The organism is Tepidicaulis marinus, assembly GCF_000739695.1.
Classification (GTDB): Bacteria; Pseudomonadota; Alphaproteobacteria; order Parvibaculales; family Parvibaculaceae; genus Tepidicaulis; species Tepidicaulis marinus.
This window is the reverse complement of record NZ_BBIO01000011.1, coordinates 1-13,577: the sequence shown is the minus strand read 5'-3', so window position 1 is coordinate 13,577 and position 13,577 is coordinate 1. Positions and strand designations below refer to the sequence as shown.

General features: G+C 61.1%; 17 protein-coding genes. 9 read left to right on the top strand and 8 right to left on the bottom strand.

Features of this window, described 5'->3' with window-relative positions:
• The first annotated feature begins 11 nt into the window (after positions 1 to 11).
• From M2A_RS10745 to M2A_RS10735, 3 genes are all read left to right on the top strand, one after another.
• Positions 12 to 1,418 (top strand): NAD(P)(+) transhydrogenase (Re/Si-specific) subunit beta, encoded by a 1,407-nt coding sequence (locus M2A_RS10745; RefSeq protein WP_045447319.1) that lies wholly within the window; start codon positions 12 to 14, stop codon positions 1,416 to 1,418.
• A gap of 100 nt (positions 1,419 to 1,518) precedes the next feature.
• On the top strand, positions 1,519 to 1,869 hold the full coding sequence (locus M2A_RS10740; protein WP_045447102.1) for a DUF6614 family protein: 351 nt from the start codon (positions 1,519 to 1,521) through the stop codon (positions 1,867 to 1,869).
• Positions 1,869 to 2,348, top strand: coding sequence for a GNAT family N-acetyltransferase (locus M2A_RS10735; protein WP_045447098.1), 480 nt, complete (start codon positions 1,869 to 1,871; stop codon positions 2,346 to 2,348). Before M2A_RS10740 ends, M2A_RS10735 begins: the two co-directional genes overlap by 1 nt.
• A gap of 112 nt (positions 2,349 to 2,460) precedes the next feature.
• On the opposite strand, the gene rpsU is transcribed toward M2A_RS10735, so the two are convergent.
• Entirely contained in the window at positions 2,461 to 2,727 is a 267-nt protein-coding gene (rpsU, locus tag M2A_RS10730; protein WP_244444437.1) for a 30S ribosomal protein S21, read from the bottom strand.
• A 250-nt stretch (positions 2,728 to 2,977) separates the two neighbouring features.
• Between rpsU and def the strand changes: the two genes are divergently transcribed.
• Positions 2,978 to 3,535 (top strand): peptide deformylase, encoded by a 558-nt coding sequence (gene def, locus M2A_RS10725; RefSeq protein WP_045447096.1) that lies wholly within the window; start codon positions 2,978 to 2,980, stop codon positions 3,533 to 3,535.
• A 59-nt stretch (positions 3,536 to 3,594) separates the two neighbouring features.
• Positions 3,595 to 4,251: a COQ9 family protein gene (locus M2A_RS10720; RefSeq protein ID WP_045447094.1), complete on the top strand. Its 657-nt coding sequence runs from the start codon at positions 3,595 to 3,597 to the stop codon at positions 4,249 to 4,251.
• A gap of 25 nt (positions 4,252 to 4,276) precedes the next feature.
• Here M2A_RS10720 and M2A_RS10715 read toward each other — a convergent pair whose 3' ends face one another.
• The 3 genes from M2A_RS10715 to purE all read right to left on the bottom strand — a co-directional run bounded on the left by M2A_RS10715 (position 4,277) and on the right by purE (position 6,632).
• Entirely contained in the window at positions 4,277 to 4,876 is a 600-nt protein-coding gene (locus M2A_RS10715; protein ID WP_197052910.1) for a PAS domain-containing protein, read from the bottom strand.
• A gap of 133 nt (positions 4,877 to 5,009) precedes the next feature.
• Positions 5,010 to 6,110, bottom strand: a complete 1,101-nt coding sequence (locus tag M2A_RS10710) for a 5-(carboxyamino)imidazole ribonucleotide synthase (RefSeq protein ID WP_045447088.1) — start codon at positions 6,108 to 6,110, stop codon at positions 5,010 to 5,012.
• An 18-nt stretch (positions 6,111 to 6,128) separates the two neighbouring features.
• Positions 6,129 to 6,632 carry a 5-(carboxyamino)imidazole ribonucleotide mutase gene (gene purE / locus M2A_RS10705; RefSeq protein ID WP_045447314.1) on the bottom strand — a complete coding sequence of 168 codons (504 nt, stop codon included), beginning with the start codon at positions 6,630 to 6,632 and terminating at the stop codon, positions 6,129 to 6,131.
• A 254-nt stretch (positions 6,633 to 6,886) separates the two neighbouring features.
• Between purE and M2A_RS10700 the strand changes: the two genes are divergently transcribed.
• The gene (locus M2A_RS10700) at positions 6,887 to 7,630 is read left to right on the top strand and encodes a GGDEF domain-containing protein (protein ID WP_045447085.1); all 744 of its coding nucleotides are present in this window, start codon (positions 6,887 to 6,889) and stop codon (positions 7,628 to 7,630) included.
• A gap of 40 nt (positions 7,631 to 7,670) precedes the next feature.
• Here the strand turns inward: M2A_RS10700 and M2A_RS10695 are convergent, their stop codons facing one another.
• A complete protein-coding gene (locus M2A_RS10695; protein ID WP_045447082.1) occupies positions 7,671 to 7,877 on the bottom strand; it encodes a YdcH family protein in 207 nt (68 codons plus the stop codon).
• Positions 7,878 to 8,145: 268 nt separating this feature from the next.
• Between M2A_RS10695 and M2A_RS10690 the strand changes: the two genes are divergently transcribed.
• Positions 8,146 to 8,328 carry a YdcH family protein gene (locus tag M2A_RS10690; protein WP_045447079.1) on the top strand — a complete coding sequence of 61 codons (183 nt, stop codon included), beginning with the start codon at positions 8,146 to 8,148 and terminating at the stop codon, positions 8,326 to 8,328.
• Positions 8,329 to 8,447: 119 nt separating this feature from the next.
• On the opposite strand, the gene M2A_RS10685 is transcribed toward M2A_RS10690, so the two are convergent.
• Positions 8,448 to 9,026, bottom strand: a complete 579-nt coding sequence (locus tag M2A_RS10685; RefSeq protein ID WP_045447312.1) for an NAD(P)H-dependent oxidoreductase — start codon at positions 9,024 to 9,026, stop codon at positions 8,448 to 8,450.
• Between the two features lie 85 nt (positions 9,027 to 9,111).
• Positions 9,112 to 10,734, bottom strand: coding sequence for an acyl-CoA synthetase (locus tag M2A_RS10680; protein WP_045447076.1), 1,623 nt, complete (start codon positions 10,732 to 10,734; stop codon positions 9,112 to 9,114).
• 151 nt (positions 10,735 to 10,885) lie between these two features.
• Between M2A_RS10680 and M2A_RS10675 the strand changes: the two genes are divergently transcribed.
• Positions 10,886 to 11,161, top strand: coding sequence for a hypothetical protein (locus M2A_RS10675; RefSeq protein WP_045447072.1), 276 nt, complete (start codon positions 10,886 to 10,888; stop codon positions 11,159 to 11,161).
• A gap of 7 nt (positions 11,162 to 11,168) precedes the next feature.
• On the opposite strand, the gene M2A_RS10670 is transcribed toward M2A_RS10675, so the two are convergent.
• Positions 11,169 to 11,930, bottom strand: coding sequence for a sulfite exporter TauE/SafE family protein (locus tag M2A_RS10670; protein ID WP_045447069.1), 762 nt, complete (start codon positions 11,928 to 11,930; stop codon positions 11,169 to 11,171).
• 109 nt (positions 11,931 to 12,039) lie between these two features.
• On the opposite strand from M2A_RS10670, the gene M2A_RS10665 reads away from it, so the two are divergent.
• Positions 12,040 to 13,577, top strand: a 1,538-nt coding sequence (locus M2A_RS10665; RefSeq protein WP_045447066.1) for an AMP-binding protein, incomplete at its 3' end; no start/stop codon positions are given.

Genomic DNA, 13,577 nt, shown 5'->3' with positions numbered 1-13,577 from the left:
GGGGCAGCATGTTGTCAGCAAACGTAACGGCGCTGCTTTACCTCGTATCGGGCGTCCTTTTCATTCTCGCATTGCGCGGGCTTTCCTCGCCGGAGACCTCCCGGCAGGGCAACACCTATGGCATGATCGGTATGACGATCGCCATTCTCACCACGCTGGTGAGTCTGGAAGCGAACAATGCGCTCACCTGGGGTCTCATTATCGTGGCGCTGGTGGTCGGCGGCGGTGTCGGCGCGGTCATCGCCCGGCGCATCGCCATGACGCAGATGCCCCAGCTTGTGGCTGCGTTCCACTCGCTTGTGGGTCTTGCCGCCGTGCTCGTCGCCTGGGGCGCTTTTTATTCGCCCGAGGCTTTCGGCATCGGCTCCTTCCTGCATATCAAGGTGGCGAGCCTCGTTGAAATGTCGCTCGGCGTTGCCATCGGCGCGATCACCTTTTCCGGGTCGGTCATCGCCTTTGCCAAGCTCAACGGCAATATGTCCGGCGCGCCGATCATCCTTCCGGGCCGTCATGTAATCAATGCGCTCATGGCGCTGGCTATTGTCGGCGGCATTGTTTTCCTCTGCCTCGATCCGGCCAATCAGAGCGTCGAGCTTTTCCTGGCGATCACCATTCTCTCCTTCATTATCGGCTTCCTGATCATCATTCCGATCGGCGGGGCGGATATGCCGGTGGTGGTGTCCATGCTCAACTCCTATTCGGGCTGGGCAGCGGCTGGCATCGGCTTCACGCTGGGCAACCTTGCGCTCATCATCACGGGCGCGCTGGTGGGCTCTTCGGGCGCCATTCTCTCTTACATCATGTGTAAGGGCATGAACCGCTCCTTCATCAGCGTGATCCTGGGCGGCTTCGGCGCAGATACATCGGCGGCAGGCGCCGGCCATGTCGAAACCCGTCCGGTCAAGCAGGGCTCGGCGGATGATGCGGCCTTCATCATGAAGAATGCCGGTTCCGTCATCATCGTGCCGGGTTACGGCATGGCGGTGGCGCAGGCCCAGCATGCGCTCAAAGAAATGGCCGACGTGCTGAAGGAAGAAGGCGTGAAAGTGTCTTACGCCATTCACCCGGTGGCCGGCCGTATGCCGGGGCATATGAACGTGCTCCTGGCCGAAGCCAATGTGCCTTATGACGAAGTGTTCGAGCTGGAAGACATCAACAACCAGTTCTCCCAGGCGGATGTCGCCTTCGTCATCGGCGCCAATGACGTAACCAACCCGTCGGCTAAAACCGACCCGGCCAGCCCGATCTTCGGCATGCCGGTGCTCGATGTTGAAAAGGCCAAGACGGTGCTCTTCGTCAAGCGCGGCATGGGCTCGGGCTATGCCGGTGTGGAGAACGAGCTGTTCTTCCGCGACAACACCATGATGCTCTTTGCCGATGCGAAGAAGATGGTGGAAGAGATCGTGAAGTCTCTTTAAGGCGGATCGGTTCTATCGGGATAAGAGGGGCGGCGCTTGCGCCGCCCTTTTTCTTTGGCCATCTTTCTTTAGCCTGTCAGGCCATAAGAGGGATGAGGCGATGGATATTTATCACGGCTGGTGCAACCTGAAGGCGGGGGTGAGCGATACCGCCTTTGCCGAGGCCTTCGCCAATTACATGGGTGATCTGAAAGCGCGCGGGAAAGTCGAAAGCTATAGGCTCACCCGCCGCAAGCTCGGGCTCGGCCCGGCGCATCTGGGCGAATTTCATTTCATGATCGAGGTGAAGGATCTGGCTCAGCTCGATGAGGCGTTCAAGCTCGTCTCGGCGCGGGGCGAGCCCATCGAGACCGCTCATCACGGCGTTAATTCCCTGGTCCAGGATGTGACCTTCGCGCTTTACCGGGATTTCCCCGACCCCCAGCGCATTCGCGGCGAGGAGAAGTTCTAGTGACTGTTCAGGTGCGCGTCGCGGGGCCGGAGGACCGGCCCGTTCTTTTGCGTTTCATGGCGGCGCTGCAGGAATATGAGCGCGCACTGGAGGCAAACCGAACGCCCGGCCCGGAAATGGCGAAGCCGCATCTCAGCCATCTGGAAGAGGAAGCCGCCGCCCATCAGGGCGTCATGCTGATCGCGGAAGAAGAGGGAAAGCCCCTCGGCTTCATCGCCGCCATGGTGGACACCGATCCCGGCTTCTTCGTTGCCGAGAAGGAGCGGCGCTTCGGCTATATCGCCGATATTTATGTGGAAGAAGCCGCGCGCGGCACCGGCGCCGGCCAGGCGCTTATGGCGGCTGCCGAGGCTCATTTCAAAGCGCTGGGGCTCACCCAGGTCCGGCTTTTCGCCGTTGCGGGTAATAAGAGCGCCCAGCGTTTTTATGAGAAATCCGGCTACGGGCTCTACGAGGTCTCGCTGCGCAAGTATCTTTGATCGGCGAGGGGCTGGCGCGCTCTCAAACGCAAAAAGCCCCCGTAAGGGGGCTTTGGGATGCGGGGGAGAGCTTTGTGCCGTCCCCGCCACTCGGCCTTTTGGCCTTGAAGGCTTAGCGGCCGCGCTTGTTGCCGGGCAGCAGGCCTTCGCGCTGAGCGCGTTTACGGGCCAGTTTGCGCGCACGGCGGATCGCTTCGGCTTTTTCGCGGGCTTTCTTCTCGGAAGGCTTCTCGAAATGGCCACGCAGCTTCATTTCACGGAAGATACCTTCCCGCTGCATTTTTTTCTTCAGCGCCTTGAGCGCCTGATCGACATTGTTGTCGCGAACGAGTACCTGCACGAGGAATCCCTGCCTTTCGGTCAAATTTCCTGATTTCAGTTCTTGTGGCCATCCATTGGCCAAAAGAAATGCCGGGGCCACATCAAGGGCCCCGCTGAGGCCGGTTAACTAGCAAAAGATTCGAGGCTTGTCTAGCCTTTCGAGGCGCAATCGCGCCTGGCGGTGGACCTGCCCTCGGGCCGGCGCCCCAGCCGGGCAGGGCAAAGGGGGCAGGATGCGGCGATCGGCCCCTCGCAAACCCGGTTTTCGGGCTTTGACGGGCCGGGAGGCGGCCCCCATATTAACCGCCATGACGATCCGTAAAATCGCCCGCATGGGCCATCCGATCCTGAAATTGCCTGCCGAGCCGGTGAAAGACCCCGGCGCGCCGGAAATCCGCGCGCTGGTGGAAGATATGATCGAGACCATGATCGATGCCAATGGGGCAGGGCTTGCCGCGCCGCAGGTCCATGAGGGCCTTCGGGTGGTGATTTTCCAGGCGCCGGGCGCGCGGGCCGAAGGCGGCCTCGATGAGGAGGAGGCCTTCGACCATACGGCGCCGCTCACCGTGCTCATTAACCCGGAAATCGAGCCGCAAAGCGATGAGATGGAAGAGGGCTGGGAAGGGTGCCTTTCCGTGCCGGGCCTGCGCGGGCTGGTGCCGCGCTACACCGATATCGTCTATAAGGGTGTGGGGCTCGATGGCAAGCCGGTCGAGCGGCGCGCCAAGGGCTTTCACGCCCGCGTCGTGCAGCATGAATGCGATCACCTGGACGGGATTCTCTATCCCCAGCGGATGACCGACCTGGGCAAACTGATTTTCGAAAGCGAGGTGCGCCACTGGCTCGCCTCCGGGCGCAAGCCTTAAAGAAGGGCGCTCTTAGAAGTGAAACCGATGGGAGCCAAACCCCGATGGGAGCCAAACCAATGGCAGCGAAATTGACCGAAGAGCAGAAGAAAGACGCGGTTCTGGATGCCGCGCTTCCGGACGTGGCTTTCGACGGCTGGACGTTGCAGGGGCTCATCCGGGCAGGTGAGGAAGCCGGGCTCGAGCAAGGCGAGGTGCGGCTGCTTTTCCCGGACGGGGTGCGGGACGCGATCGCCCATTTCTTCGCCCGCGGCGACAAGGCGATGCTGGAGCGGCTGGCAAAGGACGATCTTGCCTCGATGAAAATCCGTGAGCGGATCACCCATGCGGTGCGGGTGCGCCTTGAGGTGGATGCCGAACACCGCGAGGCGGTGCGCCGGGCGGCTGCCGCGCTTTCCCTCTCGCCCACGCATTTTACCGGCGCGCAGGCGCTTTACCGGACGGTGGATGCGATTTGGCTTGCGGCGGGCGACACGGCGACGGATTTCAATTTCTACACCAAGCGCGCGCTGCTCTCAGGCGTTTTCGTTTCGACGCTCTTCGTCTGGTTTGGGGATACGTCGGAAGATTTCGCCGAGACGTATGCATTTCTCGACCGGCGCATCGCCGATGTGATGCAGATCGAGAAGGGCAAGGCGAAGCTTGCCAAGGCCCTGTCGAAATTTCCCGATCCCGTCTCTTTTCTGGGACGGCTGCGCTATCCGGGTCCGCGCTAAAAGAGAGCAGGCTCTTTAAGGGCGCTCAGCCCTTTTCCGGCACGCCCCGGCCGATATCGATCCAGACGGTTTTGTCGATATCGCTGCCGACCGTCGTGCGCATGCGCTCGCTTTCATATTCCTTTGCCGCTTCCATATGATGGATGGAAAGCACGCGCTGCAGGAAGCCTTGGCTTGGCTCCTCCTGCCCGCTTTCTTTCCTGGGCCCGACCATGGGCAGGAAGAGGCTTTGCACCATGGCCTTGCGGCCGGAGGCGTAGGTGTTTTCATAGCGCACGAAGGCGCCTGCCGGGGTTTCGATGATCCCGGTGAAAAGGTCGGTGACGAAGGTGTGCCGCGCCGGATCGGTGAGATCGATCAGGTTCCCGCCCGTCGGGTCATGGCCCATGCGTTCCGCGATGGCGGTGCCGGCGAGGCGGTAAATCAGCTCGTCCGGCTTGCGCCGTTCGAAAACGGAAATGTCGGGCAGGAGCCGTGTGATGCGCATCGGGTCGAAATCGGCCACATCCGGCAGCACTTTCCCATAACGGATGGCGCACCAATAGACCCAAAGATCGAGAAAGGATTTGGGGGTGTCGGCCGGGAGAAGCGCTTGCAGTTCCTTGCGGATATCTGCGTCGCTCATTTGGGTGGGGTCTAAATCCATACGTCTCGCGGTGGTTTGTGGTTCGGTCCCCCTCCCGCCCGGCGTGTTGATGCGGGCGGATTAACCAAAAGTCGATGCGGCGGATCGCCGCGTGTTCCGATTACGGAGAAGTTTAGCGGGTAAGCGCGCGGATACGGTTAACGTGACCCATTTTGCGGCCCGGCCGTGCTTGCTTTTTGCCGTAAAGGTGAACATGGCATTTCGCATCTTGTGCAAATGCCTGCCAATTATGGGCATCTTCGCCGATCAGGTTGAGCATTTGCGCGTCGGCATGGCGGGCCGGATCGCCGAGCGGCCAGCCGGCAATGGCGCGGATATGCTGCTCGAACTGCGACACTGCGCAGCCATCCTGGGTCCAATGACCGGAATTGTGCACGCGGGGTGCAATCTCGTTCACCACCAGCGCGCCTTCTGTTTCAAGATGAAACATCTCCACGCCCATCACGCCAATATAGGAAAGCGCGCCTATCAGTTTGCGGGCGATTTCCATGGCCTCTGCCGCGGTTGCCTCGCTGATCGAGGCGGGCACGGTCGTGGTGTGAAGAATGTGATTCTTGTGGACGTTCTCGCCGGGATCGTAAGCGGCGATCTTGCCGTCCGTGCCGCGCGCCACGATAACGGAAATCTCGCGGGTAAAGGGGACGAAGCCTTCCAGGATGGCGGGCTGCCTGCCGATTTCTTCGAAGGCTGCGGCCAGATCGGTGTCCGCCTCGATTTTCACCTGGCCCTTGCCGTCATAGCCGAAGCGGCGGGTCTTCAGGATCGACGGGCGGCCGATCGTTGCCACGGCTTGTTTCAAATCCTCGAGGCTTGAAACGGCGGCGAAGGGCGCGGTGGCGATACCTGCCTCGCGCAGAAAGGTTTTCTCCCGCAGCCGGTCCTGCGCCGTGGCGAGCGCCAAGGGGCCTGGGCGCACGGGCACATGGGCTTCCAGAAGGGCGGCGGCCTTTTCCGGTACATTCTCGAATTCATAGGTGACGACATCGACGCTTTCGGCAAAGCGGGTGAGGGCGCTCTCGTCCTCATAGGCCGCGCAGGTGGTGCTGGCGGCAACCTCGCCTGCGGGCGGGTTTTCTTCCGGGCAATAGATATGGCAGTTGAAGCCCAGTTCTGCGGCGGCAACGGCGAGCATCCGGCCAAGCTGGCCGCCGCCCAGAATGCCGATACGGGCGCCGGGGGCAAGCGGTGTGGAAGAAGGCGGCGTGTTCGTCATGGGTGTGCAGACTGTCTTTTACTGGCTGTCTTCTGGCGTTTCGGCCACGGCTTCGCTCTGCGCCTTGCGCCAAGCGTCGAGGCGGGCGGCCAGCGCCTCGTCCTGCAGGGCCAGAATGGCGCTTGCCAGCAGCCCTGCGTTTTTCGCACCCGCATCGCCGATGGCGAGCGTGCCGACGGGAATACCGCCGGGCATCTGCACGATGGAAAGAAGACTGTCCTGGCCTGAAAGCGCGCGGCTTTTCACCGGCACACCGAGAACGGGCAGCGGCGTCATGGAGGCGGTCATGCCCGGCAGATGGGCGGCGCCGCCGGCGCCTGCAATGATTACTTGCAGGCCGCGGGATTTGGCGCTCTGGGCGTAATCGTAAAGGCGCTGCGGGGTGCGATGGGCGGAGATGATGCGCGCCTCGTAAGCAACACCGAGGGCATCCAGAATGTCGGCGGCGTGTTTCATGGTCGGCCAGTCGGACTGGCTGCCCATGATGATACCCACTTTGGCTGTCTCGCTCGAGGTGGTCATGCCTTCCTCCGGCCGGTCGTGAAAAGACGGGTTTGCCATCTTCGCTCAATTGGCGGCGCCTTGGTGTGAGGGCGCCGGAAAGCGGCGGATTATAGGCAGAAGGGGCTTTAAGGCAAGGATTGCGGCGCCGGGCGCGGGAATAGCCCTCATCGGGGCAGGGGGGCCTGGCGGAGCTGGCCCAGGCGCCCAAACGCACCAAATTTCCTTGGCGCGGTGCGTTTGACTGCGTATTTTGATGCGATGGGGCGCTTTGCATGAAAGTTGGCGATAGTAAATCCAGATCGGCCGCAGGCAGCGCTGCCTCGCGGGCCTATGGGGGCACGGCGAAAACCGGAACGGCAGGGGCGGCGCAAGGCGCTGCCGACGCCGCGGGCGGGCGCGTTGTCACCGATACGGCCTCGATCATGGGCGTGCCGGAAACCGAGCTTACGCCGGCGGTGCGCAGCGCCTTGATGACGCTGATGGGCGAGGTGGCGGAACTGCGCCGCGAGCTTGACGGCGTCAAAACCCGCCTGCGCGAAGCCGAGCAGCTTGCCGATCACGATCCGCTGGTGCCGCTTCTCAACCGCCGCGCCTTCGTGCGCGAGTTGGCGCGCGTGCTTTCCTATGGCCAGCGCCACGGGGAACCGGCGGGGCTCGTCTATATCGATCTCGACCGTTTCAAGAGCCTCAACGACGCCCATGGCCATGCGGCAGGGGACGAGGCGCTGCGCCATATTGCGCATCTCATCCTTTCCCAGGTGCGCGAATCCGATCTGGTCGGGCGGCTGGGCGGAGATGAGTTCGGGATTATCATGATGCGGGCCGATGAAGCGGCGGCGCGGCACAAGGCGCAGCAGATTGTCGAGCAGATTACCCGCAACCCCGTGAAGCTGAACGGGGTGGCGATCGATCTGGGCGCATCGGCCGGGGCCGTGGGGCTGACCGGCTCGGAAGATCCGGAAGAAGCGCTCAAGCAGGCCGATCTTGCCATGTATGAAATCAAGAAAAGCGGCTAGCGGGCGGCCTCTCAAGCAGTCCTGTGCCAGATAGCAGGCATCAGGCGATGATGTCGGGGAAAAGCTCGTCTTCGATCCGCAAAATCTTGTCGCGCAATTCGAGCTTCTTTTTTTTCAGCCGTTTGATTTGCAGGTGGTCGGGATAAGTCAGCGCTTCGAGCGCTGTGATCGCGGTATCCAGATCCCTGTGCTCCTCCTTCAGCCCGATGAGCTGATGGCGCATTTCCTGCTCGTCGATGTCGTCCATGAAAGGGCCGCATCCCTTCGTTCGATTCGGGTTCCGCCTTGGCGCGGGCGTTAGAGTGCCGCGCCGGCGCCTTTAAGTCCATGCTCTTTGCGCGTGCCCCGGCGCACGTTCCGGTCTTGTGCGCGCAAAAGCGAAACCTGCTTTTTGTGCTGCGGTCACGGCGCCGGCACCCTTGCGTTTTTACCGCAGAAATCCTTGAAATTCGACAAGCCGATAAAAAAGAGTCACACTTTTCCGGTTACCCCACACACCGAAAAGGAGGGTATGTATGGCTCTGGAATCGCATGTTGCCGAACTAACGCGTCGGCATGAGGAATTGGAGAAACGAATCGAACGTGAACTCCTCAGTCCCGGTAGCGATGACCTCCATATTACAGAGCTCAAGCGACGAAAATTGAGGCTCAAGGACGAGATTGAAAAGCTGACCTTGGCCTCGCAAGAAGCGGCCTGAGGCCCCTTTTAAGGGAGGCCGCGCACGGTCTTCCAAATTGCCTGATAGACAGGCAAGACGAGTTGGAAACGCCGGAACAGGAGTTCCGGCGTTTGGTTATTCAGGGTCCCGTTTTGTGTTTAGGCCGCGTTTTTGCCGCGCTCTTCCATTTGCTTCAGCCAGCCTTGCCGCTTGGCCGCGCTCACCCCTTCCACATTGCCGAAGATCGAGGAACGGATCGGGCCGATGCCGACGAATTTGAGAATGTTGCGCTTGAACATTTTCAGCGCATGCGCGCCGAAATACCACTTATAGACAAAGCCGGGCATGCCCATCGTCACGATGACGCGGGCGGATTTGCCTTTCAAAAGCCGTGTATAGGTGCCCTTGGCCAAGTCGCCGCTCATGGCGAAACCGGGCTGGAGAATGCGCTCGAGAAAACCTTTGAAAATGGCGGGCAGGGTGCCGAGCCAGAGCGGAAAGATGAAAACCAGATGCTCCGCCGCGCCGACCGCGTCCTGGGCGGCCTGAAGATCGGGCTCCAAGGGTTGCGGCGCCGAAAACCCCTCATGCAGCACCGGGTCGAAGGCCATGCGCGAGGTCACGAACAAGGCCGCCTCGTGGCCTGCGGCCTCCGCGCCTTTCAGATAGGCTTTTCCCAGCGCCTCGCAAAACGTGTCCTTGCGGGCATGGCCGACAATGATGGCGATCTTCGTCATGGCATTTCTCCGTATGGGGCTGCCCAGAAGATCCGTCAACGTGCGGCGGCGCGCATTGATGCGGCGCAAATCCCGCGCGGCCCCGTTAGTCCGTCATGTCGCGCAGTTTGAATTTCTGCACCTTGCCGGTGGAAGTTTTTGGAAGCTCGGTGAAGACCACTTTGGTCGGGCATTTGAAATGCGCGAGGTTTTCGCGGCAATAGGCGATGATGTCCGCCTCGCTGAGGCTCTTGCCTTTTTTCAGCGTGATGAAGGCGCATGGCGTCTCGCCCCATTTTTCATGCGGCGCGGCAACGACGGCGGCTTCCAGAATGTCCGGGTGTTTATAGAGCGTGTCTTCCACCTCGATGGAGGAAATGTTTTCCCCGCCCGAAATGATGATGTCCTTCGAGCGGTCCTTGAGCTGGACATAGCCGTCGGGATGCCAGACGCCGAGATCGCCGGAATGGAACCAGCCCCCGGCAAAGGCCTCGCTCGTTGCTTTCGGGTTTTTCAAATAGCCCTTCATGACGACATTGCCGCGGAACATCACCTCGCCCATGCTTTCCCCGTCCTGAGGCACGGGCTCCATGGTTTCCGGATCGATGACGGCAAGATCTTCGAGCACCGGATAATTGACGCCCTGGCGTGCCTTGACGCCCGCCCGCTCGGCGGAGGGAAGCGCATCCCATTCATCGTGCCAGGCATTGACGACGGCAGGCCCGTAGGTTTCGGTCAATCCGTAAACGTGAATGACGTTGAAGCCTTCTTCCTCAAGGCTGCGGATCGTCGCGGCGGGCGGGGGCGCTGCGGCGGCGAAGAAATTGACCGTGTGGGGCAGGGGTTTCTTTTCCTCCGCGCCCGCATTGATGATGAAGCCCATGACGGTGGGCGCGCCGCCCATATGCGTTACGCCGTGTTCGGCAATGGCGCTATAGATATTGGCGGCAGTGACTTTGCGCAGGCACACATGGGTGCCTGCGACAACGCTCATCGACCAGGTGAAGATCCAGCCATTGCAATGGAACATCGGCACCGTCCAGAGATAGACGGAGTTTTTCGTCATCTCCGCGGTGACGATATTGCCGACGGCCAAAAGATAAGCGCCGCGGTGGTGATAGACGACGCCTTTCGGATTGCCGGTGGTGCCCGAGGTATAATTCAGCGTAATCGCGTCCCATTCATCGCCAGGCAATGCCCACTCGAAAGCCGCATCGCCTTTCGCGATGAAATCTTCATACTCCACCTCGCCGATACGCTCTCCCTCGCCCTCATATTCCGGGTCGTCGATGTCGATGACGAGGGGCTTCACCTTGGCAAGGGCCAGCGCTTCGCGGGCAACGTTCGAAAACTCCCGGTCGACGAACACGACCTTCGCTTCCCCGTGATCCAGGATGAAGGCAATGGCGGCGGCATCGAGGCGGATATTGACAGTGTTGAGCACGGCGCCCAGCATCGGAACACCGTAATGCAGTTCCAGCATGGCCGGGATATTCGGCGCGAGCACGGCGACGGTATCGCCCTTGCGGATGTCCTTGGCGTTCAGCGCCGAGGCAAGCTGGCAGCAGCGTTTATAGAAGGCGCCGTAATTGCGGGTGAGCGCGCCGTGGATGACCGCCGGTTTTTCCGGATAGACCTTGGCGGCGCGTTTCAAAAAGCTCAAGGGAGAGAGCGGCTGATGGTTGGCTGCGTTCTTGTCCAGGTCGCTCTGATATGGATTGGCGCTCATTTTTCTCCCCTTGAGGTGTTTTCCGCCGTTGATTTGGCGGCATTTTCCCCAAGGTAGCCGGGGCTTTTGCCTGCCACAAGCGCCAGAACGAATCCTTAACCCGCCGGCGCGAGAATGGTCCGGTTGGGTGAGCGGTCACAGGAGACATGCCATGACCCGTTTTCTTGCGTCGGACACCAATCCGGAAGGCTTCCGGATGGAAGATATTTTGACGGCGCTGCGCACCGATCTGATCAAGCGCTGCGAGCGCATTGCCGAGGATCACCGGCCCGAAGCCCACCATGTGCTGGAGAACAATATCCGCATTCTGGGGCTTTTGACCGAGGCCATTCAATTGGCCGAGGAATCGACGCGCCATTTGCAAAAATCCTTCGGCCCCTCCAAGGTTTCCGAAGGCGGCGCGCCGCGCATCGGCAAGGAAGACTGACTGGCAATCAGGCGCCGAGCCAGGGCGCAAGCCCATCCCAGACGAGTTTCAGCCCCACGCAAAAGAGCGCGGCATAGGCGATCCGGTAAAAAGGTTTTTCCGGAATGACATGCAGCGCCTTGATGCCGAGCCCCATGCCGATGGGCGCCAGCGGCAGCAGCACGAGCGAGGTCATCAGGTTCTCGCTTTGAAACTGCCCGAGCAGCGCATAAGGCGGCACCTTGATCAGATTGACCAGGGTGAAGAACATCACCGATGTGCCGACATAGACGACCTTGTCGAGCTTCTGGGGCAGCATGTAAATCTGAAAAGGCGGCCCGCCCGCATGGGCAACGAAGCTGGTAAAGCCGCCGACCCCGCCCCAGAAAACCCCCTTCGGTGCATTGATGCCTTTGGGCGCAGCCTCGGCGCGCCGCCCGATCCAATGATCGAGCGCGAAAGCAACGGCGATCGTGCCGATGAGAAGGCGCACGAAACTGTCGGTGACAAGCGAAGCGGTGAGGGCGCCGATCAGAATGCCGGTGGCCGCGCCCGGCACGAGCAGCAGGAGATTGCGCTTGTGAAAGCTTTTGCGGTAGGCCCAGACGCCGATCATATCCATGGCGATGAGGATGGGCAGCAGAATGCCCGCCGCTTGCAAAGGCGAGACGGTGAGCGCCATCATCGGCACGCCCAGAATGCCGAGCCCGCCTGCAAAGCCGCCCTTGGAAAGCCCGACCAGAAGAACGGCGGGTATGGCTGCGGCATAGAACCAGAAATCTGTAATCATGGGCAGGTCCGGTTGAGGTCTTGCCAGGACGGGGCGGGCTTGAAAGAGTGTCTTTCAAAAGGAGGCCCGGCCTCCTTAACATAAAAAGACGAAAAACGGGGAGAGGGCCATGGCCCATTACGCTGACGTTTATGAAAGCTGGGCGCGCGCGCCGGAAGCCTTCTGGGAAGAAGCGGCCAAAGCCATCGATTGGGAGGCGCCCTGGGAGAAGGTACTCAACTGGCAGGGCGCGGGTGCGACCTGGTTTAAAGGCGCGCGCTGCAACACTGCCTATAATTGCCTCGACCGCCATGTGGAAGCAGGGCGCGGCGAGGCAGTGGCTCTGATCTATGACAGCCCCGTCACTGGCAAGAAAAAGCAGTTCACTTATGCGCAGCTAACGGAAAAGGTCGCCCGCTTTGCCGCTGTCCTCCAGCGCCACGGCGTGAAGAAAGGCGAGCGCGTCATCATCTATATGCCGATGGTGCCGCAGGCCGTTGTCGCGATGCTCGCCTGCGCGCGGATCGGAGCCATTCATTCGGTCGTCTTCGGCGGTTTCGCGGCAAAGGAACTTGCGACGCGCATCGACGATGCCCGCCCGAAGCTGATCGTTTCCGCCTCTTGCGGCATCGAGCCGGGGCGGACGGTTTCCTATAAGCCGCTTCTCGATGAAGCGATCGCGCTTTCCGCTCACAAGCCGGACGGTTGCATCATTTTCCAGCGCGAGCGGGAGAAGGCAGAGCTTATCCCCGGGCGCGATCATGACTGGAAAGAAGAAATGGACCGGGCGGAAGAAGCGGGTGAATTGGCCGCGCCTGTGCCCGTCCTCTCCGAAGACCCGCTTTACATTCTTTATACGTCCGGCACGACCGGCCAGCCCAAAGGCGTGGTGCGCGACAATGGCGGGCATATGGTGGCGCTGCAATGGAGCATGGCGAATATCTATGCCATGCAGCCGGGGGATGTGTTCTGGGCAGCCTCGGATGTGGGCTGGGTCGTTGGCCATTCCTATATCGTTTACGGGCCGCTGCTTCAGGGCTGTACGAGCGTTCTTTATGAAGGCAAGCCCGTGGGCACCCCCGATGCGGGCGCATTCTGGCGGGTGATTGAGGAGTATAAAGTCAAAGCGCTGTTCACGGCGCCGACCGCCTTCCGCGCCATCAAGAAAGAAGATCCCGATGCCAAACTCATGGCCGGATACGATCTTTCTTCGCTCAAAACGCTTTTCCTCGCCGGCGAGCGGGCGGACCCCGACACACTTTCCTGGGCGGAAAAAGCACTCGGCGTGCCCGTCATCGATCATTGGTGGCAGACGGAAACGGGCTGGGCGATTGCGGCGAACCCCGCCGGTATCGAGCTCTTGCCGGTCAAGCATGGCTCGCCTGCCCTTGCCATGCCGGGCTATGACGTGCGGGTGCTGGGCCCGGACGGTAAGGACGTTGCGCCGGGGGAAAACGGCGCCATCGTCGTCAAGCTGCCTCTGCCGCCCGGCTGTCTGCCGACGCTCTGGAACGACGAGGCGCGTTTCAGGTCGGCCTATCTCGAAGATTTTCCCGGCTATTACAAGACCGCCGATGCGGGCTTTAAGGATGAAGACGGCTATCTTTACATTATGGCGCGTACGGACGATATCATTAACGTCGCAGGCCACCGTCTTTCCACCGGCGG